The sequence below is a fragment of the Paenibacillus sp. S28 genome, assembly GCF_016624415.1.
GTDB lineage: Bacteria > Bacillota > Bacilli > Paenibacillales > Paenibacillaceae > Paenibacillus_AQ > Paenibacillus_AQ favisporus.
Genome location: NZ_JACVTM010000001.1, coordinates 732,527 through 759,401, shown reverse-complemented (window position 1 = coordinate 759,401; position 26,875 = coordinate 732,527). Strand labels below are relative to the sequence as shown.

The following is a 26,875-nucleotide window of genomic DNA, read 5'->3' as shown; positions in this document are numbered from 1 at the left end:
AGCATAAATTTTTTAATCGAGCTTCATTTGCCGAGCCAAGGTGGAAGGGATCTCCTCTTTGTCCACGATCACGTCAATCACAAAAGGCTTATTGAGCTGCAGTGCCTGTTTAAAAACATCCGTAAATTCGCTGAGCGTCGTGCACCGCGCGCTGTCCGCTCCCATTGAAGCCGCATACGCTGCGGCATCCAAAGGCTGCTTAAAGACCGTGCCGTCGGTTCTTCCGGTAAACTCGCGCATCCCTTTTAATGCGATATCCAGCTGTCCGTTATTGATGACGATAAAAATAACCGGAAGCTGCTCGGCGACGCAGGTCGAGATTTCAGAGCCCAGCATAAATAAACAGCCGTCTCCCGTCAAGCAGATGACGTTCTGGTCCCGGTCGGCAAATTTAGTACCAATCGCCATCCCGATCGCATTGGCCATGGAAGCAAAATAGGAATCGAAGAAAAATGTGACGCCAGGCTTTACATCCAGCCAACGAACCGCATGGTACCCATGTGCGCCATCATCGGCAAAAACCGTGGTTCGCTCAGGAATGATATCCCCTACCGCCTGGCAGACTTCCGCGACCGAAAGGGACTGAAGCTCGGGCAGCGGATCATGATACCGCTCACCAAACCGCACGTCATCACTCACGTTTTCATTCGGGTACAGGCGCAGCAGCTCCTCGAGATTCGTTGTAATATCGCCGAACACATGCGTATGCTCAGCCTGGATTATCCCGCCCATAAATTCATAGGAGATATCGAACTGAATAATCCTTTGCGGGAAATAAGAACGGTCCAAGCCCGCCAGTGCGGTGTCGCTCAATCGCGATCCCATCACCAGCATCAGGTCGACACCCGACTCCAGCAGGTGCTTGGCTTTTTGGTGCCCGCCCAGACCAAAAGGTCCGTAATATTGTGGATGCATCGAATGGATGCTCCCCTTGCCACCGGGAGTTGTGACGACGGGAACCTGAAACTGCTCGGCGAACCTGGCGAGGGGCTCCTGAGCTCCGGAGAGGACGACCCCTTTTCCTGCCAGAATGACCGGGTTTCGGGCGGCTCGCACCTGATTCACCACATCCGTCAGATTGGTTGCGGCATAGTTTAGACGGCTTGACGGAATATGGATATTCGTCTCGGCTACTGGCGAAATCATCACATCAAACGGGATACACAGATGCACCGGACCTTTGCGTCCGGTCATGGCTTCGCGAAGCGCATGATTAAGAATCGCCGGGAAGGTATCGGCGCGGGAAACCATCGTGCTGAACAGCGTAACGGGTTTCATAATTTCCGCCAAATCGATGCCGAATAACGAGGAATCCTGGCATTGCGGGATCCCTGTTTCCGCCGCCGACTGATGTCCCGTGATGAAGAGAACGGGAAGGCAGTTCATTTTCGCATGCGCTGCGGCAGTGACCAGATTGGTCCCTCCCGGTCCTGAAGTACCGACGACCACCCCCAGCTTTTTCCCAGCAAAAGCATAACCTCCGGCTGCAAAACCCGCCCCGCTTTCATGCCTTCCCAGAATAAATTCGATCCCCTGGTTGCCAAATTCCAGAATCACAGGGGCAACGGATTTGCCCGGAATTCCGAAAGCATGCTGAACATCCATACTGACCAGCGTTTCAACTAAGAGCTCTACGACATTTTTCACACAGGACACTCCTTTAAAATGCCTGACAAAGGTAATCGGATATTGAATTCCGTTCCTGCACCCAATCTGGAATCGACGGTGATCTCTCCGTTATGGTTGTTAATAATGCGGTAGGATACGGATAGACCCAGGCCCGTTCCGTTCTCTTTGGTCGTAAAAAAAGGATTCTGTATTTTTGTGAGGTTTTCAGGACTAATACCGGTGCCATTGTCAGAAATAGTGATGGTTAGATGTTTGTTTTGAATGGTAGATTTTAAGGTTACGGCTTCTTTAGGCTGGGACGCTTCAACGGCATTTTGTAAAATATTGATCAGTACCTGCTTAATTTGCGAAGCATCGGCATACAGGATGTCCTGGTCACCGGTATCGTAATCCCGGATAAACCGGATATCGTGCAGCGCGGCCTGTCCTTCCATAAAATCAAGCACGCTGTCAAGGAACAGATTGATTTCGATCGGCTTGACGATTGGAAAAGAAGGCTTGGACATCGTGACAAAATCCGATACAAGATTTTTAACGCGCACCAGTTCCTCGTGTACGAAACCCAAATAACGGGTCGTGTCCGGGTCCAGCGGCCTCTCGCGGATAATTTGCACAAAGCCCATGATGGAGGTTAGCGGGTTGCGGATTTCATGGGCTAAACCGGCGGCCAGCTTGCCGATGGCCGATAGCTTTTCGCTGACGATGATCTGCTGCTCCAGCAAATAACGTTCGGTAATATCCCGCAGCTGCGCATAGGCGCCTTGGATGATCCCATTTTCAAATATCGGAATGATGTCGGCAAGGCAAACCGTGTGTGTCCCGCCGGCGTGAAAATGAACCTCGATTCCCCGCTGCCGCTGGCCGTTAGCGATCGTTTGCAAAAAAAGCGGTCCGAGCTCCGTAATTTGATAGGAGGACTGTCCGACGGAAATATAATCGGGGATGATGTTTAGGGCGACGTGATTGAAATCGACTACAATGCCGGAGCGGTCAGCCAAAAGAATTCCGGTATCCAAATTGTCGACCATGAGATGGTGCAGATCCAGCTGCCGCTGGTTCGCTTTTCTCAGCTTCAGCTCCCTTCCCATGGATTCCGCCATATTGACGAGCATGGCGAGCTGGTAATTGCTGAAATCGACGATGCTTGTCATCAGGGAGATCGTTCCTTCGCGCACCCCATGATTGCCAGGAAACGAAAACGGGACGCTGTGGCAGGCGGATTCGTGCAGAACAAGATGATAATGATCCGTCCCTACGGTTTGAAACGGAATTTTGTTCTCCAGCGTGATCAGCGTCGCACAAATCCCCACCTCTCTCTCAATGAGTAAGCTCCCTTCTTTAATATTCAGCTGTGAAAGTTGTTCTCTAATAATCCGATCACCGAAGGAATCAATAACCAAACCTTTGTCATCCGTGACGACGAATGAAACCATTTGCCCGTTTAGTAATTGAATCGTGTTCTCTCCAAATCCCTTGGTAACCTCCAGAATGTCGGCATAAAGCCGCTTCTGTCTCTGTAGATGCTCTTCGGACACGGTTGTTAAGGGTGAGGGAACATCTGTTGGCTGCATTCCATAAGCGATGCAACGTCGTCGAACCTCGGCGAGGTAATTGTTTTCCATGTGGTCGAACCCCCAAAATACGACTGTACTTCCTATATCTTATAGTAAATTTGGCGTAAGGAATATAAATATTTTGGGGATTAGGCAATATTTTCAAAGTTGATGTCGAACAAACAAATAGGCTGTCCCCAGGTCTACGGACTCAGGGACAGCCTCTTCATGGTGCCAAAGATAATCACAAATCATCTAAACATAATTGGTTTCAAATCACTGATTTCAAATGGCTTCTTCAACCGAAATCGCTCCGACCGAAGAGGAAAGCGTAATGACCGGGCCCCCGCCGTTGAATTCGGTAGAACCGCCCGATACACCGGAAATGGTTCCGAGTTCGCTCTGAACCTTCAAGGTGCAAGACAAGGAAGTTGCAAGGGCCGCTTGGACTCCGCCTACATCGGTGCCTACTTGAAGAGTGCTGTCCTTCTCCATTTCCTGGATGTCCACACGGACGCTTCCGGCATCCGATTGGATTCTGGATTTCCCTGCAACATGCGCTCCTTCAACGGTTATACTGCCAACACTATTTTCAACCTGATACGATCCGTTCAGGTTTTTCATCGTGATGCCGCCGACATCGTTAACAATTTCATAACCGGTGATCCGATCCGGCACGTTGACGACATACTCGATGAACAGCTCGGATTTCCCGAAACGGGACTCTGCCCAATCCCATAAATCTCGTTTGGGATCCCCCTTTGCATGTGTCACGATTTCCATCGTGCCGTTTTTATCCACAATGGAGGTTTCCGCTTGCTCGGCAATATTGCGGTGAGTTTGATCATTTAAAAACCAGATGGTGGTCTCCACGGTGATCTTATTTCCTGTACCCCGTACGAGAGTGATGTGCCCTGCTTTATGGTGAATTTGTACCGATGAATCCGCCCCAACTTCCTGTGCGGCAGTAAGCTGAATGCTGTCACCCTTGCTTTTGATGCTTTCTTCGATACCGCTAACTTTATCCATGACCGTTGTTCCGGCAGTCATTGCCGTTTCGTGCGCCCCCTGTTTGAGCTTTTGTGCAGCATCGTCCACGGTACCGCAGCCTGCGAGCAGCATGACGGCAAGTACGGCGGTCGTTCCTGTGATTATGTTTTTCATTTGTACCCCCAGTTTCTTCCTGTTTGGTTATGTATAATATTAATTATAAGGAAAATCGCATGGAGCACACCTATCAAAGGGCCAGTGTGATCACTAGACCTTAGTCGAGGATAACGGAATGGACGAGAAGCCCATCAGCCTGCTGGGTATAGATATGAAAGTCTTCACGACAAAAAAACAGCCCGGATCGCTCCAGGCTGTCGTTCGGTATGCTAATGACCCACTCAGCTTTTAGACGGAAGCTGTTTTTCGCTGTTTTTGCCAAAGCCTGACTCATACACCGTAAAAAAGGAAATGTTCGAAGTTTGCACCTGATGCTCATTCAATTCTACCCATTCCTCGCTTTTCAGCCTGGAAATTACACCGCTGACGTCATCGGATATAATATTGAGTGCTTCTCCGCCGACAAAATGAATCGTAATGCTGGTCTCGCTCATCGCTCCCACCTCCCATTCATTTCCTATTGGCATAGTATGGCCCAGGCTGTTACTTCTTATTTACACAAATCAGAAGGAAGGAAATCTGATGGAGGTGCGGCGATTCTGTCGATTACAAAGTGTTGCCATGACGCGCTTCTATATGAAATGAAACTATTTAAACAAGTCAGGATACATTTCTTTGGCCAGCTTTTCCATCCCGTCGATCGTATTGTAGCCATAGCCAAACATATAGTTGTAGTCCACCGCATAGATTTGCTTGTTTTTGATCGCCTTCATGCTGGACAATTTGGGATTTGCATAAAGCGCCTCTTTGAGCATATCCTGGGTCGTGCCGCCCGTCGTGCTCCAGTCCGGGATGATGAGTACATCCGGGTCTGCCTGAATCAGCATTTCGACGCTGACCTCGCCTGTTTCATCTTTAAAAACGTTGTCCAGTTTGACCATTTTGAACGCATCATTAAAAAATGTTTCTTGTTGGGCTGCGTATACGCTCACTTCCTTCGGATCGCTCATATGGAGATAGGCGAATGTTTTCTCCGCTTGGATACCCGCTAGTTTGGAAGCGATGCCTTCCTGCTTCCCTTTCAGCTCCTGGATGAACGACTCGGCCTTATCTTGTACGTTAAAAATTTCACCTAGATGTTCAATATCTTTGTAAATCGAATCATAGGTTCCCCCGGTCACCGACGATTCCAGAACATAGGTTTTGATTCCCATGCCGTTCAAGGTGTCCACCGTACCGACTCCCCAATCGGCGTTATCGAATAAGCCGCCCCGTCCATAAACCAGGTCAGGATTGGTCCCCAGCGTAACCTCTTTGCCGACGTACTCGTCGCTAAGGATATTCAGTTTGTTATATTCCGATTCGACCGCTGGATCCGGTGCCCCGAAATTCGCGCCGACCCCGGCGATTTTGTCACCAAGTCCAAGGTGAAGCAGCAGTTCCGCTGCCGGGCGGGTATTGGCCATGATGCGTTCTGGCACCTTATCGAATACCTGCTCTTTTTTCTCCCAGGTCGTTCCGCCTTCCGCCTTCGTGAAATTTTCGATCGTTACCGGATAGTGGCTGGCAGCCTGGGCCTCCGGTTCACTGGTTTTCGCCGCATTTCCGCAGGCGCTGAGCACGAGCATTGCCGCAATCCCGGCAGTCAGCAGCAGATGTTTTTTCACTTGTCTTCCTCCCCTTTTATAGACCATAAGCAAATCCCAACCCGTTCGTAACCGGATTTATATATGTCTTACACTTGATCTGGTACAGCGCTTCAATGTTCTCCGGCGTCAGTACCTCTTCAGGCGTGCCATGCGCATATACCTCGCCATGCTTCATGGCATAGAGATAATCGCAGTAATGAGCGGCCATTTCCAAATCGTGAAGCGCGGCCAGCACCCCGATATCCAACCCTTTTACACAAGTTAAGATTTCGAGCTGGTACCGAATATCGAGGTGATTCGTCGGTTCATCCAAAATCATGAATTTCGGCTGCTGCGCGATCGTCCGCGCCAAAATGACCCTCTGCTTTTCCCCGCCAGACAGCGACAAATAGCTGCGCTCTTTATAATCCAGCAAATTCGTTCTCGCCAAAGCTTCTTCCACAATCGCCATATCTTCCGCTTTGTCGGATTCCAGCAGCTTCTTGTGCGGTGTTCTGCCCAACATGACCATCTGCTGGACCGTTAAATCAAAATTCATCTCATTAAACTGGCCCACGACGCCAAGCCGCTGCGAAACTTTCTTTTCGTTCGTTTTCAGCACATCCAGGTCGTCTAAATAAACGGTCCCTTTCTGCGGAACCAGGCTTTTGTATATGCTTTTCAACAGTGTGGATTTCCCGCATCCGTTGGGACCGATCAGGCCAACGAACTGCCGGTTTTTGACCTGGATCGATACGTTCTTCACGATATCTTTTTTGCCGATACGGACATGCATTTCCTTTGCGGTCAACTCCATGTCTCACCCTCCGAAATTGTAGCCTTTTTTCACGATCATGTAGATAAACAGCGGCGACCCGATCACTGACGTAATGATCCCGATGGGCAGTTCCACATTATGAATCAGCGTTCTGGATAAAATATCCGACCAGATCAGGAACAATCCGCCCAGCAGCAGCGTTCCTGCCGTCAGCCGCTTATGATCCGCGCCAAAGATCCCCCTGCCGATATGGGGAATGATTAAACCGACAAAACCGATCATGCCTGCATAAGCGACCATCGTACCGGTAATAAGCGCCGCGGCGATCATATAAAACTTGCGGTAGGCACTCAAGTTAATCCCGAGCGTAATGGCTGACTCGTCCCCGAGCAGCATCGTATTGAGCACACGGTGCTGCAATAAGAACAATGCGCAGCCGAGCAGTACAACCGCCGCCATGATTGGCGTTTTATCCCAGCTGGAGGAAGCCAGACTGCCCATGGACCAAAATGTGACGGTCTTGATGCCCTCCGCGTTGTTGGCAAAATAAATGACCAGGCTGGAAAAGGAGCTGCACAAGGCACCGATGACGACGCCGGATAAGACGAGCTTTACCGATGTCGCTTTGCCTCCGATGCTGGATAACACCAGCACGGCAATCGACGTGACCATGGCCGCGGCAAAAGCCCCGAAGGCGACGCCGAACTGGGACAGCAGCGCACCGCTGCCGAATCCGACCAGGATTGCAAAGGTTGCTCCCAAGGATGCGCCAGACGAAATGCCGAGAATATACGGGTCAGCGAGCGGATTTTGCACGACCGCCTGCATGATCGTTCCGCATAAGGAGAGCCCCATGCCGATCAAAAGGGCAAATATGACGCGGGGCATCCGGACTTGCAAAATGATGTTGACGTAAGAGTCGCTCTCGACATGGCTCATCGATCCCCATTTGCCGTTGGTCAAGGCATGAACGATGATCTCCCACGCCTGCCTGAAAGGAATATGTACCTGTCCAATCGATACGGAAAAGACAGCGGATAATGCGATTAGAATAATCAAGATCAAAATCACTGCATAATAGCCGCTTCCCAACCTAGTAGTTGCTCCTTCCTTCGTATTCAAAAATTCACCTCCTATCGATGCGTACCGATGTCTGTCTATGTAATGATAATGATTATCATTATCGAATATATTAAGGCATATTCTTCCGCATGACAATCCCTAGTTGAAAAAATAAGTGGGGTGTTATGTCCTCACAACATAATAAAGGCCGGGCACTGTATGCCCGACCTTCGTTTTATTACGAATTACAATGATGCATTTTTGATTACCTCAAGCGCCTTCTCCAGCGTTCTGTCCCATCGTTGATACAGATCTTCTCTCCCCACCGGAACTTCGATATCAGGTACGATGCCAACATTCTCAAATGGGTCCCCGTTAGGAAAATAGGAGCGGATGGCTCCGACCAGCACAACGATATTGCCGTCATCGAAATGCTGAACGAGCGGCTGACCGGTGGAACCATAGGTCCTCTCTCCGATGATAACTGCTCTTCCGTTGTCAATAAACGGCATGGTAAAGTCTTCGGCTGCAGAACCGGTGAATCGATCCACCAGGATGATGACATTACCTTGGTAGGAGGTTTCGGCCGAAGCTTGCGTATAGTCCGGATCAAATACGGAAAACCGATAATCCGTTGTATAGGAGATTTCGGCATTCGGGTGCCGCCGGTATAAAAACTCAGGATGGCGCGCCATCTCTTTCCACCATCGATACGGCCGGTTCATAAGTTGATGCGTTAACCTTCCCGGCGTGTTCCCGCCGCCGTTTCCTCTCACATCGATGATGATCGATGCAGCGTGTTGATATTCCCCGATCAGCTCGAGAGCCTTCTCTTCAAACCTCGAATGGTTAAAGCTTGGAATATGTATATATGCCGTTTTGTCTTGCTGCAGCCATTTTCCTGATGTATCGCCATTGTTGTGACTGTTATAATCTATAGGCTGACGAGATAACGTAACCGTTCGAGTATTGCCCTGCTCATTCAACAATTCGATATCTGCCTGCTCCTTCATGTAATAATGCGAAAAATACACAGATAGAAGGCCAGCCATCATGCGCCTATCCGTAATCCCGGTCCATTGGCCCAACTCGTTCAGCCACTCGTTCATCGATTTGCCGGCAATGGATACCACCATATCCCCGGGGTGGGTAAGACCGGTGTCGTCTTCCTTTACAAGCCAAGAGCCATCCGACTCCAGCAGTGATAATGGAAATGCCCCGCCATGCGGGAACGGCGCCGCCCTGTCGATATAATTCGAATGAGCGTTACGAAGCTGTCCAAAATACGCCCACATCACCTTTTGAAAATCAGCCCGGTTCTCGGCCGCTGCGGCTTTGCCGAAAAACTCTTTTGCGGCTTCCCCCAATTCATCAAGTGTGATGGTTGCACTCTCCCAGTGCGCAAATGCCTTTTCGGTCATCCGGATCGTTTCCGATAAAATCAACAGCCGGTCTTTTAAAGTTAACTCCTGCATCCAACCATTCACTCTCCCTTCGTTTCAATCCGGCTGCGCGTCAGCAAATAAAACTGCTTGGCGAGAAAGGCCGGTGTGTACGGCATATCATTCCGCAGCCAGGCCACGATCGTACCAATGAGGGCCGCGGATCCATGCCAGATGGCGATGTCCTTGGGTATGCCTGCTTTGTAACAAAAAGACTCGGTCCCCATCTCTTCGATTCTTGCCGAAATTAGCTCGGTCAGCATACTTAACAGCCTCTCACTGAATATGGGCGCCTTCCGCGATCCCAAGATCACCTTGTAGAACTTGTGATGCTCCGCAATATGCTCCAAAAGCCGCAGCATCATGAACCAATCCTCTTCCTCGGTTGCCGGTTTTTCCGGCTCAATGCCCACGGCCTGCTTGAAATCTTCGATCATATCATCGGCCATTTTTTCCAGCATGTCGGGAATATCGCGGTAATGCAAATAGAACGTGACACGGTTAATGGTGGCACGTTCGGCGATCCGGCTGATGGACATTTTTTCGATATCCATCTCCTGCAGCAAATCGATAAAAGCATCCTTGATGAGCTGCCTTGTACGAAGCACTCTGGGGTCGGTCGGCTGTTTGGAAACGTCGGGCATTTTTTTCCTTCCTTTCTCCTGGCCTGCGTAATAGACAATTTAATACCAATGTGCAGTAAATCTTATCACTAATCAACATTAAAACGATGAAACGATAACTAATTTACATTTTTTGTGAAAGCGTTGTTTGTAAGCTCCAACGGTTCTGTCTATAATCTCATTTATACAATGTTAATTATCCAACACATTGTAAATTAAGTCTAGAGAGAAAAGAAAGGAAGGAGTAGATTGAGTCATCCTATGGACACAACCAGCAGTTCCGTCAAGAAGGGCCCGATTCTAATCATTATGATTTTGGGCGCCTTCCTCGCCACACTGAATCAGACGGTCATGAGCGTGGCCACCCCGGAATTGATGATTGATTTCAACATTTCGGCCACCACGGCTCAATGGCTGACCACTGGCTACATGCTGGTCAACGGAATCCTGATTCCGATTACGGCTTATTTTATGCAGAGGTTCTCCACCCGCCAGCTGTTCCAAGCTTCGATGATGATTTTCCTCGTCGGAACCATCGTGTCCGCCCTCGCGGTCAACTTCCCGGTTCTGCTCACAGGACGCATGATTCAAGCTGCAGGAGCCGGTATCATCATGCCGCTGTTAACTAACGTGATTTTGGTATTGTTCCCTCCGGAAAAGAGGGGCGCGGCCATGGGGATGATGGGACTCGCCATCATTTTCGCTCCAGCGATCGGCCCGACGCTTGCCGGCTACATCCTGGAAAATTTCAAATGGCAAACGATGTTCTTTGGCATGATCCCGCTTGCCGTTATCGTCATTATCTGCGGCTTTATTTATTTGAAAAACGTGTCGGAGACCGTCCGCTCCAAGATGGACATCATCAGCGTCGTTCTGTCCACAGTCGCATTCGGCACGCTGCTGTATGGTTTTAGCCAAGCAGGGAGCCAAGGATGGTCCAGCGCCGAGGTGCTGGTGTCCATTGCCGTCGGCGTGATTGCCCTCGGGCTGTTTGTATGGAGACAGCTTGTTTCCAAGAAACCCCTGCTGGATCTAAGGGCTTTTAAGTACAACATGTTCTCCCTGACCACGGTGATCAACATCATGGTTACGATGGTCATGTATGCGGATATGATGCTGCTTCCGTTATACCTGCAAAATGCACGCGGCTATTCCGCCCTGGAATCCGGATTGCTGATGCTCCCGGGTGCGCTTGTGATGGGACTGCTGATGCCCGTCACCGGCCGCCTGTTTGACCGATTCGGCGCCAAATGGCTTGCCGTTGCCGGATTAATCATTACGATCGCAACAACCGCCGGATTCATCAACTTGACGGATCATACCACCTATGCGTATCTGCTGCTCATGTCGACGGGACGCCGGATCGGTATGGCACTGCTGATGATGCCAATCCAGACCGCAGGTCTCAACCAACTGCCTTCCCGATTAAACGCGCATGGAACAGCCATATCCAACACCGTGCGTCAAGTAGCCGGTGCGGTCGGTACGTCCCTGTTGGTAACGGTCATGTCCGACCGGACGAAAAAGCATCTGACGGACATGATGGCGTCCGGCGGCGCAGCGGCGAATCAGAAGCAAATGGTGCTTGAAGCGACCATCCAAGGAATTAACGACGCCTATGTTGTCATTATCGGTATTGGTATCGTTGGGCTGCTGCTCTCGTTCTTTATCAAGCGCACGTCCCGGAGTATTGAGCATGCACCCGAAGCTGCGATCAAAAAAGGCGTCGTGAGTAAGGCCTAAGGGTTCGCCCATGGTCTTGATCCAACCGTTATAACCGGAAAGCGGACCTTTAGGCATGGGTCATTCGGTCGTGGTTCCTCTGACGATTATATGTTAAATTAACATATGTTTATTTAATCATAATCCAAATAATTCAAACCGGGAGGGAGTATTATGCAGAAGGAAATTATCTCCTTAGCTAAAATCACCCAATTTCGATCCGCCGTGGAAGAATTCAGCCCCTTTGAATGGTACAGGCACCACTTGGAACATGATCCGATCAGCTATAATGAGGAAACGAATTCCTGGAATGTCTTCCGGTATGAAGATGTTAAAAGAGTACTGAGCGATTACGAGTACTTCTCCAGCGTGAGGGCCCGAACGACGATCAGCGTCGGCGCCGATAATGAAGCCGGCCAGCATAATTCGGGACGAGTCGATCTCAGTTCGGATCCTCCGGAACACCGCAAAAGCCGCAGCCTGCTGTCGGCGGCGTTCACGCCAAGAAGCTTGAAGCTGTGGGAGCCGCGCATCCATGAGGTGGTCAGCCAGCTGATCAAGGAAATGGATGACGAACCGGTTATCGATATCGTCAAAAGCTTCTCAAGCGCGCTGCCCACCATCGTGATCGCCGACCTGCTCGGCGTTCCGTCCGACGACCGCTTCTTGTTTAAGGAATGGGTCGATCATCTGTTCCTCCCTCTTCCGGCCGACAATGTCGAAGACGTTCAGGAGCTGAAGCGGCAGGCGGCCACGAATTACTACAACTATCTCTATCCGCATGTCATCGCCAAAAGAAGCCAGCTCACCGATGATATTATTTCCGATCTGATCCAGGCCGAGGTCGATGGCGAACGTTTGACCGATGACGAAATCGTCCGAATGACCATGTTTATTCTCGGGGCCGGCATTGAGACGACAAGCCATCTGCTGTCCAGCACGTTCTATTCCTTCCTGTATGATAACGACCAGATCTATGGTGAGGTTCAAGCCAACCGCGAGCTTCTTCCGAATACGGTGGAAGAAATGCTTCGCTACCGGTTCCACATGGCGAAGATGGACCGTACGGTGAAGCAGGATAATAACGTGCTCGGCGTGGAGCTTAAAAAAGGAGACGTCGTCGTCGCTTGGATGAGTGCTGCGAACATGGACAAAGAAGTTTTTGAGGACCCGTTTACGCTGAACATCCACCGTTCCAACAATAAACGGCATCTGACCTTCGGCAACGGTCCGCATTTCTGTCTGGGCGCACCGCTGGCCCGGCTTGAAGCCAATATCGGCTTGGGACTGTTCATGGACCAATTTGAGCGGATCGAGCCCGTTCCAGGGTTTAAGCTGGAAGATAACCTGACCCCATCCGCCGCCGGACAGACGCTGATCTCTTTACCGGTACGCGTAATCCGCCGGTAAACATTTCATCGAAAGGGTGAGACCAAATGCCATATGTGATTACCTCGGGCTGTATTGATGAAAAAGCGGCAGAATGCGTGGACGTTTGTCCGGTAGACTGCATCGAGGAAGGCCCGGACCAATTTTTTATCGAGGCGGATATTTGTATTGAGTGCGGTGCTTGTGAGGTAGCTTGTCCGGTCGGAGCCGTTTTTTACGATACGGATGTGCCGGACGAAGAAAAACATATGATCCAAAAAGCGGAGAACTTTTATAAATCGAAATGATGCGATCATGAGAACAGCCTGCCGATCCAGAAATCGGCAGGCTGTTGCTGTTGCGGAGAGTACGCAGAGATCGGGATACCTTCCTGTTACGGCTTACGGCGAAACTTTAAAGTTATCGAAATGCGTATGCTTATTGGCCGTTCTGACGCCTGCTTTACCATGCGTGAACGGGTTCAGACTGTTGTCCGTATAATCGATTTTCGGTTGGTTCATATCATCCACGTAAACTTTCATATTTGTCCCTTTCGCCACCACTTTCATATGGTACCAGGTGTTTGTCGTATAAGTCTGCGGCGCACTTTTGATGAATGTCCAGCTGTAACTCATCTTGCCGAGGTTAACCCCGCTTGTCGTCAAATAGGCATAGTACCCCTGGAAGGCGTCATAGTTGTTTTGCCCCCGCTCCGTGCCATGGGAAGGATTGGACACCCTGAAGAGCAAACCACCGTCGCCTCCAGCGTCGATCATTTTGACGTCGGCTTCGACCGTGTAATCCGCCCAATTCGCGTCCCCGATCGTTGACTTGGCAGGTCCAGAGCTTCCAGCGCTGTACTCGCCGTTCTCTACAGCCCATGTCCCTTCAAATCGCGTCCACCCGTTGTCATTACCATCGTTAAAGTCATCGCTAAGCGCTGTGACTTGAGCGCTCTTATGGAACGTCATCCGCGAGAAATCGGCCTCACCTTTAACGAATTCGACTCGAAGCTCCCGCTGCCCGGCATTCAAATAGACTCCCTTCTTCGTTACGGTCTGCCAGTTATCCCAGTCCCCTGTGTTCGGCACGTCGATGACTCCCGTTAAGTCCGTCGATCCGTCCCACAGGCGGATTTGCACACCGTTCATCGTCGTGGCCATTCGGAAGTCGATATCGTAATAACCGCTCGATTCCACGTTGACTTTGTATTTATACCATTCTCCCGTTTGATTCCAGCCTAGGTTAAACAGCCCCTCGCTATTGAGACGAATATCGCCCGCGTCCGTGCGGTACGCGCCGCCAATATTATTCGCGGTCGTGTCATGATAAGCGACACCCTCGCCTCCCTTCATGTAATGCACCGCTTCGATCGTCCCTGGGACCGGTTTGTAAGCATCCCATGCGCTGCTTCCGTTGACATCGTTACTGACAGCGACATAGCCGAAATCCGCATGCGTATCTTCCGTCAGGACACCGATTTCACCTCCGCCCAAATTGGCCGTACGCGTTCCTTTCAGCATGCCGTCCACATAATACTTAAACGTCGTGCCGGACTTCTCGATACGAATGCTGTGCCATTTCGTGTAATCAAAACCTGCAGGCAGGTCGAACGTTTGCCACGCTTGATCCACACCGTTGATCCGGAAGGACGTCGCAAGGCGGTTATTTTTCGAGCTTAGCAGCGCTACGCCATAATTGTTCTCGTCCGTATACGAGAAGGTGGCACCGTATCTTGGGCTAGCGGAAGTGCCCCGCTTCATTTCTTTCGTATTGAATTCGGCCGTATAATCGGAAGAGCTGGTTGCCGACGAAATCTGTTTGTACCAGGTCGTATCCCCGATCGAGTCCTGCCACATCAGCTCTTGATTGTAGATGCCCCAATGGCCGCCGTTGACATTGGTCCACCCGCTGCCGATCGATGTCCGGTCGAAGTAATCGTAGAATGTGGGCATCGCCGGATCCTGCTGCGGCGTTGTTGTCGGTCCCTGAACGATCAGCTTGTCGTTGTTCCATACGATGCGATCCATATTCAGATGACGGAGCGGACCAACCACGCCGGGCCCCTCCAAGTTGTGATACACGATGTAATGGGTGTCAAGGTTAGGGCCGACCACCACCGTGTTGTGACCAAGTCCCACGGTCGGGCCTTCCGTGCTGATTAACGCCGGATTCAGACTGTCGGCAACGTAACCGGACCGCGGACCTGTCGTACTCACGGCATAATCTACCCGGTATCCTTTGCTGAACACGTGATTACCGGTATAAGTCATATAGTATTTGCCGTTCCGTTTGAAGACGGTCGCCCCCTCGGTCCAGCCTCCCATGCCGACACCTGTAGACGAGCTCGCCCCGATCGAGGTCGGGCTGCTCATCGGTGCTGCATCGATGCGTCCCTGCCCTGCATGATAGAAGCTGAACGATCCGTCGTCGTCGATAAAGACGTGTCCGTCGATCGTTTTGCCGAGATTGCCGGTTACGACGTTGAACGGACCGGTAGGACTCGTGCTGCTGAGGACGTAATGTCCTTGGCCTGCCGGCGATGTATACATATAGAACATGCCGTTCCAATAGACGACCTCAGGCGCATAAGCGCCATGCGTAATCGGGTCCGTTGCGGCCAAACCCCGGTAGGACCAGTTCACCAAGTCCTTGGAGCTCCATACTTTAACGCCGTCATCCGTATCTCGCGTACTCACATACAAATAGTAATATCCGTTAAATTTCAAAACGTAAGGGTCTCCGAGTCCATACTGCCCCCATTCGTCAGGAAGTGTTCTCGGGTTTTGATAAGCAGAGGTTTCGGTGGGCACCGTGGTGATCAGGGAAAATGTAACCGCTACCATGATTAGCCATCGCAAGGATTTCACTATGATATTACCTCCCTAATTTGTAGGATAGATTACGTTTTTCGTAAATGGATCTGATCACGGGAAGAGCCAAAAGAAATATGATTCTTTTGGCTCTTGGAGTATCGGCGTTCGGTTATGCCATATTGATCTGTTTAATTTTCTCGAGCGGAAATTTTGGCGTACGGTCTTCGTTCAGAATCCCGTTAATCTCCTGCTGTACATCAGTCAGCTGCGTATAGCAGTAGCCAACGATGGAATCGACGTTCTTGATCGCCATGGTCAATCCCTCGAACCGGCTCAGAAACTCCTCTTCAGTAGAGACTTGACGTCCGTATCCCCAGCCTTTGTCCGACCGGAACGCAATACCGCCGTACTCGGTGATCATAATAGGCTGACCCCGGTATTCATACCCTTCGGCAAAAGCGAATTTCCATTGGTTACAGGTCGTTTCGCATGTTAAGACAGCCTCCAGATTCGAGTACCGTTTCATGAACCCGTCTCCATTTTCGACATAATCATGCAGCGTCAAAATATCAGAGACGGTGTGCTCCCAGCCATCGTTAGTAATAACCGGCCGGTACGGATCAATCGCTTTGGTCAAATGATAAATGCCCTCGGTAAATTTCTGCTGTCTTGGATCTCGAAGGATCGATGAAATCCCCCACGATTCATTAAAGGGAACCCACGTGATAATGCTCGGATGATTGTACTGCTGCCGGACGATCTCCAGCCATTCCTTCGTAAACGCCTCGACCGCCTGATCGTGGAATTCAAAGGTCGCAGCCATTTCAGACCATACCAGCAGACCTTTTACGTCGCACCAATAGAGGAAGCGGGCATCTTCGATTTTCATATGCTTGCGAACACCGTTATAGCCCATCGCTAACATGCTGTCGATGTCTTCGATCAGGGCTTCCTCGCTCGGCGGTGTCAAATGGCTGTCCGTCCAGTACCCCTGATCCAGGATCAACCTTTGGTAGATCGGCACGTTATTCAGCAGCACCCGGCCATTTTCGATCGAAATTTTTCTCATTCCAAAATAGGAAAAGACGCGGTCCACCACTTGGCCGTCCAAAGTCAGGACAAACTCAACATCGTACAGATTCGGGTGCTGCGGCGACCAAAGGCATTTTTTCCAAGGCCCGTTCGCCTCATGAATCAGATCCACTTCCACCGTCAGGCAGGGGCGGTCAATCACTAAGCTCACCCGCTTCACGGGCTTGCCCTTCAATGTAACGATCGCCTCCAGCCTCAAATCGCCTGAAGTTTCCACCCCCTCCACTTGGTAATCGAAACGGATGATCGACCGGTCGACATCCGGTGTGATTTTGACTGTTTCTAGCCGCTGCTCTTCTACATATTCCAGCCATACCGTCTGCCAAATGCCCGTCGTCTGGACATAAAAGCATTCGAAGTTGTCCTTCGTCCAGCGCTGTTTGCCGCGCGGTTGGGTGCAGCTGTCGCTGTCTTCTGCTTTCACCGTAATTTGGTTATCGGCGCCAAAGACCAAGTATGGCGTGATATCAAAGGAAAAGGCGGCATACCCGCCCTGGTGGCTGCCGGCCATCTGGCCGTTGATCCACACTTTGGCAACGTGATCGACGGCTTGAAAATACAGGATGACCCGTTTTCCCCCGGCTTCTTTCGGGATATGTACCTTTTTGTTGTACCAGACGTAAGGGTGGAACTCTTCGATCCCGATTCCGCTCAGCCGGGTTTCGTACGTAAAAGGAACGTTGATCTTATGCGTTTCAGCGAACGTCTCCTGCCAGCGTTCCTGTTCTCCCGCGTTATGGTCGTCGAAACGGAAATCCCACACTCCGTTCAGGCTCATCCAGTCGCCCCTGACGAACTGCGGCCTGGGATAATCCTTGATATAGCCTCTGGTTGTCATTTTGCCACCCCTGACCTTTGTTCTTTCTTGATTTCAATTGCATACACCGATGTTTTCCGTAAAGGATAACCGTCCTGCCAGGCGGAAACCGGAACGACACGGGGCACGCATTTGATGCGTTCCGGTTCGAAAACGGAGTTAATGTCTTCGAAAGAGTCGCCTGTGATCTCATATAAAATAGTGTCACCAAAAGGTTCGAATGAGAGCAGGTCAAGCTTTGCCTTGACTTCATGCAGGCTGCGGTTCACGATCAACAAAGTGATGACGCTGCCGTCCTCGTTAATACCTGCGGTCACGTCCAAGTCAGGCACCGCATCAAGCCCGATGCGCGTCTGCTTAGGCGACTCCACGGCAAAGGTGCCGCACTCCGCATCCACCGGCAGGATCCGCCGGATGTCCCGGTTGGCATACAGCTTTAACACTTCATAGGTCGGCGTTCCGTACACTGTAAGCGGCTGGCCGCTCCAGCCGGGCTTCTTGCCGCGGTATTGATCGGCATAGTAATCGCCAACACGGATGCAGCCGCCAAGCCAACCGTTCACCAGATCGGAGAAGCTGCCAATGTGCACCATATCGCTCCTGCGGAGCATTTCGTTCAAATTGGCGGCGTTAGCGACAGCTGCCCCCAGCGTATGCTCATCCGGCAGCCCTTTGCGGACCGTGTTCGGAAAATACATGGTGTTGTACTCGGTGACGGCGAGCTTCACATGGCTGTGCTTCGGATTCGCGCGTATGAGTTCCTCCGCCTGCCGGATATCTTCACGGGTCCATTCCGGGAACGTAACGATGGCTTTATATCGTTCCTCTGCCGGCGTATCGCGGTTCATCCCGAAGCGTCCGAAGCCGTGGTATAGATGCATCGTCAAGTAGTCGATCTGTTCGCCCGCAATATCGAGCACCGGCTTGTTCCATTCCGGATCGGTATGCCCGCAGCCCAAGATGACGATGGACGAGTCAACCGCCTTCATCGCTAGAGCGAACGCCTGGCAGCGCTCGGCAAATTCATCGGCGGAGCAGGTTCCCACCTGCCAGTCGCCCCATACTTCGTTGCCGATTTCCCAATACCGTACGTTATACGGCTCGGGATGACCGTTCGCCGCCCGCAGCGCTCCCATCGGCGTGTCGATGCTTCCGTTGCAGTATTCCACCCACCGTGCGGCTTCCTCGGCCGTACCGGACCCGTCGTTGACGGAGATCAGCGGTTCCACCTGCAGCTCTTGGCAAAACCGGATAAATTCGTCCGTCCCGAAATACTTGCTGGTCCATCCGCCCCAAGCTTCGTTGTACATCACTGGCCGCTCCAGTACTGGACCCACGCCATGTTCCCAGTGGTATGCGCTGATGTAATTCCCCGAGAGCCGCATCATGCCCGCATTCAGCGGCCGGGCCATATCGATCACCTCGCGTTTCACCAGGCCAATGTTGTCCTCAGGAAGCAGGGAAACGTGATCGAGCCACAGCATGCCGGTGGAAACATGGTCGGTCCAGCGGGGATGGTCTGCCGGAACATAGACACGGATCTCCGCGTCGGCACAGTTTCTGGAGACGGGCACGCTGGCTTCGTATTCCTGCCAATTGTGGCTTTTGAGCTCCATCTTCACACGCCCAAGAAGCTCCTTGGTCCGCCGGTCCACCGCGTCCAGTATGATATAACGGAGCTCAACGGATGCGCGGGCTACAATGCGGACCGTGTATGTCATCGGTCCCTTTAGCGCTGCATTTTGCGCGATGCCTGCGTATGCCTCGTCGTCGCTCATGATCCGGATGCGCTGAGCGCGGCCTGAATGTCTCAGTGCCGGCGCTTCCAGCGCATATTGCGTATTTCGTCCGTTCGTAAAGGGAAACCAGCTTCCCGATACGGCGCTCTCTCCGGTTTTCTCGCTTTCAAAATCCATATCTCTTAAGGGAAAGGCCAGCATCGCTTCCATATGGTCGCGAATATCTTCCACAAAATGCCCGAAAAGATAGGGGTTAACCGTATGTTCACCAGTCCGGCTGCAGTCGATTGTTATCGTCGCATTCGTTTGCACAATGTACCTCCATAAGTAAGATGTTATTAAACGTCGCCAATCAAGGCGTCTGCCCATGTCTATCCTTTAATGGAGCCAATCATGACGCCTTTGACAAAATGCCGCTGCACAAAGGGGTACATAATCAAAATCGGCAGGCTGGAAATAATGATGACCGCGTACTTGATACTTTCCGCAAGCAGCACCTTACTCTCCAGTCCGACGTTGCCGTCAACGGCGTCGGTTTGGCTGATCAACAAGATTTCCCTCAGGACTAGCTGCAGCGGATACCGTCCCTCGTCGCGGATATAGATCAGGGCATTAAAAAATGAGTTCCAATGGCCGACGGCATAAAACAGCACCATGACGGCCAGGATCGGCTTGGACAAGGGCAGGATGATGTTGATCAGCAGCCGCCAGTTCGAGCATCCGTCGATGTGGGCGGCCTCCTGCAGCTCCCAAGGGATGCTGCTCTGAAAGTACGTTCTCATAACGATCAGGTTGTACGTGGAGATCGCTCCCGGAACGATCAAGGCCCACATCGTGTCCAGCATTCCGAGATTTTTGACAAGCAAATAAGTAGGGATCAGCCCGCCGCCAAAAAACATCGTAAGCGTAATGATGACCATCAGCACTTTCCGGCCGGGCAGGTCGGGTCTTGACAGCGGATAAGCCGCCAATATGGTCAGGATCATATTAACGATTGTGCCAACTACCGTATACATGATCGTATTCATGTATCCCGTCCATATTTTTCCGTTATGAAAAATATTCGAGTAAGCGTCCAAAGACACGCTTTTCGGCAGCAGCCATACTTCCCCGTTCAGCACTTTCGCCGGGTCGCTGAACGAAGCGCTGACCACGAAAATGAGCGGATAAAGCACGATCAGAATGATGAGCGATGCGATCGTATACACGATCGCATCGAACACCCGCTCATCCCTGGGTCTGCTGATCATAGCAGCAGCTTGTTTAGACATGGCGCATGGTCCTCCTTTACCAAAGGCTCGTTTCCGACGTTTTGCGTGCAAACCGGTTTACCAATAGCAGCAGCACCAGGTTAATGACCGAGTTGAACAGCCCGATGGCCGCGGTGTAGCTGTATTCTCCTTTGAGAATACCGGTCGTGTACACAAATGTGGAAATGACATCGCTCGCCTCAAGGTTCAAATTGTTCTGCATTAGTAATATTTTCTCGAATCCGATGTCCATGAAATGGCCGATGTCCAGGATCAGCATGATCACGATGACGGGAACGATTCCCGGCAAGGAGATATGCCACACGCGCCGCATCCGAGAGGCACCGTCCATCTTTGCCGCTTCGTACAGCTGGGGATTGATCCCGCTGAGCGCCGCGATGTAAATGATGGATTGCCAGCCCATGTTCTGCCATATGTTCGAGCCGATAAAAATCGTTTTAAACCAGCCGGCCTCCTCCAGAAATCGGATCGGCGAACCGCCGAATGCCTCAATCAGCGAATTGATCGGCCCCGTCGTGGGCGAGAGGAATACGTTCAGGATGCCTACGATGACGACGACGGAAATAAAGTGCGGTATGAACGTAATATTTTGCAGCAGCTTGCTGAACGATTTGCTGCGAATTTCATTGACAATCAGCGCCAGCACGATGGAAATCGGAAAAGCGATCAGCAGCGAGAACAGATTAATCGATAACGTGTTCCACAGCAGCCGCCCGAAATAATAGGAATCGAAAAACCGTTCGAAATGATCGAAGCCGACCCAGCCGCTGCCTATAATTCCTTTGGCGGGGTTGAAATTTTTAAAAGCAATTTGCAGACCGTACAGCGGCCCGTAATGAAAGATCAAATACCAGGCGATCGGCACCAGCAGCATGAGATACAGGTCGTACCGCTTGACCATCTGAATCCATATGCGTCTCCCCCGTCTTGCGGAAACCCGGGATGGAGCGGCCGTCGCCTGGACTTGCGCGCTCTTCATAACCATCTACTCCTTACCTCATGACGAAATATCATTAGTTCATTACTTCTCCATCTTGTCATAGGCTGCTTGATACAGCTCCTGAAGCTTGTCGATCTGCATCTTTTTCAGCGTGGATTGGAATTCATCCCATTTATCGAAGCTGAGCGCACCGGCAATGAATTTGGTACTTTGTTCTTCGTAATACTTGTCGATATCGTTCCGGAGGATGTTGACTTCCTGTGCTGTCTTCTCGTCGAACATCGGAGCCGCATAACGGACCTTCGGCATGTATGGATCCAGCTTCTTCTGAGCTTCCTGCACCTGAGGAGGATTGATATAAGAGGCTACCTTATCACTAATGAGGTGTGGCGCTCCTCCTCCAGCATAAGGTGTGATTTTTGGCTGGTTGTCGGTCTTCAGGAAGTCTTCTTTATAATATGGAATTCCGTCCTTCAGCTCATAGTGCTCGCCTTCTCGCCCGAACCGCAGCAGGGTCGATCCTTCGTCGCTGTAGAAATAGTCGATCCAGCGCATGGTGATTTCCGGATATTTATTGACGGACGAAATGGCGAAGGCACCAAAGTCACGCGGCACTGGCGCTGTCTGGGCCTGCAGCCGATCGCCGTGCGGACCTGCCGGAGGCGCAATCCCTACATATTGGTCGGCAATAGGAAGAAAGTTGTTGTTCGTCTGATCAAAGAAAAATCCGGCATTGCCCGAGCCCTGTTTGGCCAAATACTGTGCTTCCTTCTGTGAGAACAATTCTGGATCCAGAAGTTTCTCTTTGTACAGCTTGTTCAGGTACATGAGCAGCTCTTTGTTCTGCTCGCTGCCCATCCAGATGTTGACCTTGTCGTTCTCCAGATTGATGTTGTAGCCAAGCTGCTGATCGAGACCAAACGATCCGCTCATCAAGTTGACGACAGCAAGACCCGCCCGGGCAGTCATCGGAATTTCATCCTTCTTGCCGTTGCCGTTTGGATCCTTATCGCGGAAAGCCACCAGCACATCGTACAATTCGTCCGTCGTTTCGGGCTCTTTCAGGCCCAGCTTCTTCAGCCACGCCTCATTGATCCACTTCTTATCCGTACGGGCGGCTGCAAGCGTCACGATTCCCGGGATCGCGTAAATGTGGCCTTCCGGTGTCGTGATCGCCGAGCGGATTTCCGGGTACTGTTCCATCAGTGATTTCAGGTTCGGCGCATATTTGTCGATCAGGTCTTCCAGCGGAATCAATTGGCCAACGGCACCATACTGCGTCGCTTCAAGCGGAGTAATGCCTGAGCGGTAAAAAGCGTCGGGCAGCTCATTGGAGGCGAACAGCAGGTTTTTTTTCTCCTGGAAGCCGTCTGTCGGCGCTTCGGTGAAGTTTACATGCACATTGCTCATTTTTTCATAATCCTGGAACACCGGCATGTCCTTGAAAGGACCATTCAGCGGGGCAATCCGGGTGAACATGTTCAGTGTGACGGGCTCTTTAGTAAGCGGAAACCCGGTCTCATTCACCGTTGCTTCGGACGGCTCCGCCGTCTTTGCATCGGATCCCGAACCGCTGTTGGAGCTGCAGCCCGAGAGCAGTAAAGCGGAAACGAGCGCTGTGCTCAGCGCATATTTACCCCAAAGTTTGTACATGATTCTATGACCTCCGTTTTTGTATATTTGGGAACAGTTGAAAACGTTTCCCCTGGTGCATGTGAGTATTATAGTTCACCCGGCATGACAGCAAATTCTACTTATTTGACTATTTACTCCACATATTTTACGGTTTCGACCGCTGTCGTTCCGGACGGAGGCTCTCCACATAAGCATGCGGCGTCATCCCGGTCAGCTCCTTAAACACTTTGAAAAAGTAGTTATATGTCGTAAAGCCCACTTGGCTGCTGATTTGTTTGACCGAATATTGATCGCTCTCCAGCAGCTTTTGGGCCGCGTCGATGCGTATGCGGTTCACGTATTCCGAGAAGTTGCACTGCGTCTCCTCTTTGAATAAACGGCTTAAATAAGAGGGATTGAGCCCGATGGAAGCCGCCACCATTTCCAAGTTGATATAACCTTGATACCGCTCCAATATAAAATGGATAGCCTGCGAGACATGCCGGGAATAGCTGCCTCCAGCACGCTGACGCTTCAGTAAATTCAGCAAGGCGGTAAAGTAGGATTTCAGCCATTCCTCAAGCTCATCCATGCTGCCGATCCGCCCCAGATCGCGTCGCGGCGGGAGTTCGGATATGGCGGCTTCCGCTGCAGGTGTGGAAATGGACTTTTTCAGAGCCTTGTCGCCGGTGTGCAGCAGCTCGCTGACAATCATCTGGACCGCAGGCGAATGAAGCGGCTGATGACATACAGAACCGCAGACGGAGGCGATCAGCTGCTGCATCCTTTCCTGGTCCAGACTTTCCAGGGCAAGAAGCAGCTGTTTCTGTTCCTCAATCGTCAAGGCAACGCGAAGATGCTGCTCGTTCGGTCCTTCTTTGGCAGCAGGCTCGTTATGGGTCACATGTTCGGATCGGATCCCATTCTCCACGGCAGGAGAGGTATCGAGCGCCTTTTCGGCCGATCTGTAGCTCGTCCCCAGCTGCGTCAAGCTAGCACATGGATGCCCAAGAGCATAGACAGATTTCAGATTCAGCATCAGCTCCAGCGCATGCTGAACTTTGCCCATCCAGCGGTGCGCCTCGCTGCTGCCGGCATGCTCGCTGCGCTCCTTGAACGCAAACACGACCATCAACCGCCCGTTCTCCACGTAAGCGGCCGTCCGCTCATGGATATCTCCAAGGCTCTGCTGCATCACATCGACCGCCTGCTGTACCAGCCGGTTCGTTTGGCTGTCGCTGAACGACTCCGTCAGCAGCAGGAACGGGATGATCTGCAGTGCCGCTGCCGCATAACGGACAGCACCTGGATACAAGCCTTCCAGCCCGCCCGCAACCTCAAGGCTACCTGCCCCTTCCCCGTTCTCTCTCACCAGCTCGGCAATGCGGCCTCTGATCAATACGGGTTTCATCGTCTCCGCCATTTTTTTGCTCGCCAGCCTTCCTTCCTCCACCCGGTCTTCTTCCTGTAAATCCTTAACGGCTTTGCCCAAAACGTTCAGCAGCAACGCCTCATCAAGCCGGTGCTTGAGCAAATAGTCGACCGCCCCGTTTCGCAAGCATTCGCGGACATAATCGTAATCGTCATAACTGCTGAGCATGATCGTCTTAACCGACGGATACCGCTCACGGAGGATGCCTTGGAGCTCTACCCCGTTCATCTCCGGCATGTTCACATCGATAATGGCGATGTGGGGCTGCGACTCCTCCATCATCCCCAATGCTTCCGTCCCGCTGTATGCTTCGCCGACGAACTCGAACCCGTGCTTCTTCCAGTTGAATAACGTTCGAATGACATTGCCAATCAACGGCTCGTCGTCGATCAACAGTACTTTAAACATCATTAGACCACCTCTTGATCAGATTGATCGCTGTTACGAATTTGCGGAAAACGAATTTCTACCTTCGTGTACAGACCCGGCTCGCTGTATAAGCTCAAACCGTACGATTCGCCGAACATTCTCACGATCCGTTCGTTCGCATTGCGTACGCCCATGCTGCTGAAGCGTGACGGCATATCCTCACGGTCCGCTGCTCCAAGAAGAGCGTCGATCTGGTCCTGTGTCATGCCCCGGCCGTTGTCCGTAACTTCGATCCGCAGTTCTTGATGCTCCGCATAGACCCGAATCAGGACGAAGCCCCCTTCCCCGGATGGACCGATACCATGCATAATCGCATTCTCGACGAGAGGCTGGAGCATCAGCTTCAGCACACGGCAGTCCAGCAAAGCGTCGTCTTCGATCTGTGTGTGCACCTCGATGGGTTCCAAATATTTGTATTTCACGATGGATATGTAGCTGTTCACATAGTCAAGCTCTTCGCGCAGCGTTAAAAATTCGTTGGAGTTCCCCAATAAACCCCGCATGAGCTCAATGAGCGAGCCGGATACTTCCTCGATATTGGGCACCCCGTTCAGCTTGGCCAAGTACTTGATCGTATTCAGCGAATTGTACAAAAAATGCGGACGAATCTGTGCCTGCAGGGCGGTCAGTTCAGCCTCCCGCTTCTTCTTCTCGCTTAATCGGATGCCTTCCATCAGCCGTTTTAATTCGTCTACCATGCTGATGAACACGCGGTACAGCTGTCCAATTTCGTCCTTTGAGTGAATCTCCGTTCGGGGAAACGACAGATTCCCGTCCTTCACCTGCATCATCATCGATCTGAGCCGCCGGATATTTATTGTGGTCCGCGAAGAGACCTGATGGGAACCGATCAGGATGACGATAAAGACGATGATCGATACCTCGGTCATCAAATTACGGATTCGCGTCGATTCACTAAGTAACGAATCAAGCGGAATCAGTGCCAGCGTGCTCCAGCCCGTGTATTCGGAATGGCGGCTGACCACGATGTAGGACCTGCCGTTGATCTTCTGCTCCACGACGTCGTTATCTCCGGCAAGCTTCCCTTTGATCTGGACGATTCTGTCCAGCGAAGGCGCATAAGAAGACGGCGCAGACTCGGATTGATACACATAGCCGTTCTGCTCATCAAGAACATACAGCATGCTGTCCGCGGTCGGTTTGACTCCGTACGTTTTTTTAATAAAGTCATAGTCCAAGTCAACCATGACGATGCCGACCGTCTCGCGGTTATAGCGAATCTCGCGGCCGACGGTAATGGCATCCGCAGTTCCTTCCGGCTTAAAATACGCATGACGTGATCCGTTGTGCAGCATGTAGTTGAGCATCGGAGTACCCAGAACGCTCCGGTCCATCCAGGGACCGCCGGTAAAAAATACTTTTCCGTTCAGTCCGACAACCGCCATGCGGGAAATATAAGGCTTATATTGAATCAGTCCGGATAAATATTCCGTTATCCGCTTCTGTTCCAGGAACCATTCATAACTAGGCTCTTCGTTTGGGCTCATGATCGTATTAATCACCGTGTTTTTATTGGTTACGACAACCGTGTTCAGCCGGTCGATCTCCTCGAGCATGACGTTCAATGATTCATCCGCCTGCCGGATGCTGTCCGAGACGGAAGTGACCGCGTTATGCTTGATCGTCTCGCGCATATTCACATAGACGATGGCAGTGACGGAGACGATGGACAGAAATGTGATCAGGCCGAAAGCCATAAAAATTTTCCCCTGGAAACTCGTTTGCGGCCACAGCCATCTTCGCAGCGTTGATAAATTCATATTATACCACCCTTATTAGTGTGTTTTAAATT

The 26,875-nt window shown here is 51.4% G+C and carries 20 protein-coding genes; 3 read left to right on the top strand and 17 right to left on the bottom strand.

The window, feature by feature from the left end:
* Positions 1-12: 12 nt before the first annotated feature.
* From IAE55_RS03310 to IAE55_RS03270, 9 genes are all read right to left on the bottom strand, one after another.
* Positions 13-1,647, bottom strand: coding sequence for a thiamine pyrophosphate-binding protein (locus tag IAE55_RS03310; protein WP_200630925.1), 1,635 nt, complete (start codon positions 1,645-1,647; stop codon positions 13-15).
* A complete protein-coding gene (locus tag IAE55_RS03305) occupies positions 1,644-3,251 on the bottom strand; it encodes a two-component system sensor histidine kinase NtrB (protein WP_200630924.1) in 1,608 nt (535 codons plus the stop codon). Before IAE55_RS03305 ends, IAE55_RS03310 begins: the two co-directional genes overlap by 4 nt.
* Before the next feature lie 216 nt (positions 3,252-3,467).
* Entirely contained in the window at positions 3,468-4,346 is an 879-nt protein-coding gene (locus tag IAE55_RS03300; RefSeq protein WP_200630923.1) for a hypothetical protein, read from the bottom strand.
* A gap of 224 nt (positions 4,347-4,570) precedes the next feature.
* Positions 4,571-4,783 (bottom strand): hypothetical protein, encoded by a 213-nt coding sequence (locus IAE55_RS03295; protein ID WP_076165586.1) that lies wholly within the window; start codon positions 4,781-4,783, stop codon positions 4,571-4,573.
* A 153-nt stretch (positions 4,784-4,936) separates the two neighbouring features.
* Positions 4,937-5,956, bottom strand: a complete 1,020-nt coding sequence (locus tag IAE55_RS03290; RefSeq protein WP_200630922.1) for an ABC transporter substrate-binding protein — start codon at positions 5,954-5,956, stop codon at positions 4,937-4,939.
* Positions 5,957-5,972: 16 nt separating this feature from the next.
* Positions 5,973-6,734, bottom strand: a complete 762-nt coding sequence (locus IAE55_RS03285) for an ABC transporter ATP-binding protein (RefSeq protein ID WP_105442981.1) — start codon at positions 6,732-6,734, stop codon at positions 5,973-5,975.
* Positions 6,735-6,737: 3 nt separating this feature from the next.
* Complete coding sequence (locus IAE55_RS03280) at positions 6,738-7,817, bottom strand: FecCD family ABC transporter permease (protein ID WP_200630921.1); 1,080 nt, start codon at positions 7,815-7,817, stop codon at positions 6,738-6,740.
* A gap of 185 nt (positions 7,818-8,002) precedes the next feature.
* Positions 8,003-9,232: a S41 family peptidase gene (locus tag IAE55_RS03275; RefSeq protein WP_200630920.1), complete on the bottom strand. Its 1,230-nt coding sequence runs from the start codon at positions 9,230-9,232 to the stop codon at positions 8,003-8,005.
* An 8-nt stretch (positions 9,233-9,240) separates the two neighbouring features.
* Complete coding sequence (locus IAE55_RS03270; RefSeq protein ID WP_200630919.1) at positions 9,241-9,843, bottom strand: TetR/AcrR family transcriptional regulator; 603 nt, start codon at positions 9,841-9,843, stop codon at positions 9,241-9,243.
* A 240-nt stretch (positions 9,844-10,083) separates the two neighbouring features.
* Here IAE55_RS03270 and IAE55_RS03265 point away from each other — a divergent pair, with 240 nt between their 5' ends.
* The 3 genes from IAE55_RS03265 to IAE55_RS03255 all read left to right on the top strand — a co-directional run bounded on the left by IAE55_RS03265 (position 10,084) and on the right by IAE55_RS03255 (position 13,220).
* Positions 10,084-11,565, top strand: a complete 1,482-nt coding sequence (locus IAE55_RS03265; protein ID WP_200631176.1) for a DHA2 family efflux MFS transporter permease subunit — start codon at positions 10,084-10,086, stop codon at positions 11,563-11,565.
* Between the two features lie 153 nt (positions 11,566-11,718).
* Complete coding sequence (locus IAE55_RS03260; protein WP_200630918.1) at positions 11,719-12,954, top strand: cytochrome P450; 1,236 nt, start codon at positions 11,719-11,721, stop codon at positions 12,952-12,954.
* Between the two features lie 26 nt (positions 12,955-12,980).
* Complete coding sequence (locus IAE55_RS03255) at positions 12,981-13,220, top strand: DUF362 domain-containing protein (protein WP_105442987.1); 240 nt, start codon at positions 12,981-12,983, stop codon at positions 13,218-13,220.
* A 93-nt stretch (positions 13,221-13,313) separates the two neighbouring features.
* Here IAE55_RS03255 and IAE55_RS03250 read toward each other — a convergent pair whose 3' ends face one another.
* From IAE55_RS03250 to IAE55_RS03215, 8 genes are all read right to left on the bottom strand, one after another.
* A complete protein-coding gene (locus IAE55_RS03250) occupies positions 13,314-15,782 on the bottom strand; it encodes a family 43 glycosylhydrolase (protein WP_325168595.1) in 2,469 nt (822 codons plus the stop codon).
* Between the two features lie 115 nt (positions 15,783-15,897).
* The gene (locus IAE55_RS03245; RefSeq protein WP_200630917.1) at positions 15,898-17,658 is read right to left on the bottom strand and encodes a glycoside hydrolase family 2 protein; all 1,761 of its coding nucleotides are present in this window, start codon (positions 17,656-17,658) and stop codon (positions 15,898-15,900) included.
* Positions 17,655-19,688 (bottom strand): alpha-L-arabinofuranosidase C-terminal domain-containing protein, encoded by a 2,034-nt coding sequence (locus IAE55_RS03240; RefSeq protein WP_200630916.1) that lies wholly within the window; start codon positions 19,686-19,688, stop codon positions 17,655-17,657. Before IAE55_RS03240 ends, IAE55_RS03245 begins: the two co-directional genes overlap by 4 nt.
* A 59-nt stretch (positions 19,689-19,747) precedes the next feature.
* On the bottom strand, positions 19,748-20,647 hold the full coding sequence (locus IAE55_RS03235) for a carbohydrate ABC transporter permease (RefSeq protein WP_234489254.1): 900 nt from the start codon (positions 20,645-20,647) through the stop codon (positions 19,748-19,750).
* Between the two features lie 16 nt (positions 20,648-20,663).
* Positions 20,664-21,626, bottom strand: coding sequence for an ABC transporter permease (locus IAE55_RS03230; RefSeq protein WP_145019673.1), 963 nt, complete (start codon positions 21,624-21,626; stop codon positions 20,664-20,666).
* A 42-nt stretch (positions 21,627-21,668) separates the two neighbouring features.
* Entirely contained in the window at positions 21,669-23,240 is a 1,572-nt protein-coding gene (locus IAE55_RS03225; RefSeq protein ID WP_152404420.1) for an extracellular solute-binding protein, read from the bottom strand.
* 127 nt (positions 23,241-23,367) lie between these two features.
* Complete coding sequence (locus IAE55_RS03220; RefSeq protein WP_234489253.1) at positions 23,368-25,044, bottom strand: response regulator transcription factor; 1,677 nt, start codon at positions 25,042-25,044, stop codon at positions 23,368-23,370.
* Positions 25,044-26,843, bottom strand: coding sequence for a cache domain-containing sensor histidine kinase (locus IAE55_RS03215; protein ID WP_200630915.1), 1,800 nt, complete (start codon positions 26,841-26,843; stop codon positions 25,044-25,046). The genes IAE55_RS03220 and IAE55_RS03215 overlap by 1 nt, the downstream gene beginning before the upstream one ends.
* Positions 26,844-26,875: the final 32 nt, after the last annotated feature.

Coding starts and splice junctions, on each gene's coding strand:
- IAE55_RS03305 (WP_200630924.1), bottom strand. CDS start 3,251: ATGGAAAACAATTACCTCGCCGAGGTTCGACGACGTTGCATCGCTTAT.
- IAE55_RS03300 (WP_200630923.1), bottom strand. CDS start 4,346: ATGAAAAACATAATCACAGGAACGACCGCCGTACTTGCCGTCATGCTG.
- IAE55_RS03295 (WP_076165586.1), bottom strand. CDS start 4,783: ATGAGCGAGACCAGCATTACGATTCATTTTGTCGGCGGAGAAGCACTC.
- IAE55_RS03285 (WP_105442981.1), bottom strand. CDS start 6,734: ATGGAGTTGACCGCAAAGGAAATGCATGTCCGTATCGGCAAAAAAGAT.
- IAE55_RS03275 (WP_200630920.1), bottom strand. CDS start 9,232: ATGCAGGAGTTAACTTTAAAAGACCGGCTGTTGATTTTATCGGAAACG.
- IAE55_RS03270 (WP_200630919.1), bottom strand. CDS start 9,843: ATGCCCGACGTTTCCAAACAGCCGACCGACCCCAGAGTGCTTCGTACA.
- IAE55_RS03265 (WP_200631176.1), top strand. CDS start 10,084: ATGGACACAACCAGCAGTTCCGTCAAGAAGGGCCCGATTCTAATCATT.
- IAE55_RS03260 (WP_200630918.1), top strand. CDS start 11,719: ATGCAGAAGGAAATTATCTCCTTAGCTAAAATCACCCAATTTCGATCC.
- IAE55_RS03255 (WP_105442987.1), top strand. CDS start 12,981: ATGCCATATGTGATTACCTCGGGCTGTATTGATGAAAAAGCGGCAGAA.
- IAE55_RS03245 (WP_200630917.1), bottom strand. CDS start 17,658: ATGACAACCAGAGGCTATATCAAGGATTATCCCAGGCCGCAGTTCGTC.
- IAE55_RS03235 (WP_234489254.1), bottom strand. CDS start 20,647: ATGTCTAAACAAGCTGCTGCTATGATCAGCAGACCCAGGGATGAGCGG.
- IAE55_RS03230 (WP_145019673.1), bottom strand. CDS start 21,626: ATGAAGAGCGCGCAAGTCCAGGCGACGGCCGCTCCATCCCGGGTTTCC.
- IAE55_RS03225 (WP_152404420.1), bottom strand. CDS start 23,240: ATGTACAAACTTTGGGGTAAATATGCGCTGAGCACAGCGCTCGTTTCC.
- IAE55_RS03220 (WP_234489253.1), bottom strand. CDS start 25,044: ATGATGTTTAAAGTACTGTTGATCGACGACGAGCCGTTGATTGGCAAT.
- IAE55_RS03215 (WP_200630915.1), bottom strand. CDS start 26,843: ATGAATTTATCAACGCTGCGAAGATGGCTGTGGCCGCAAACGAGTTTC.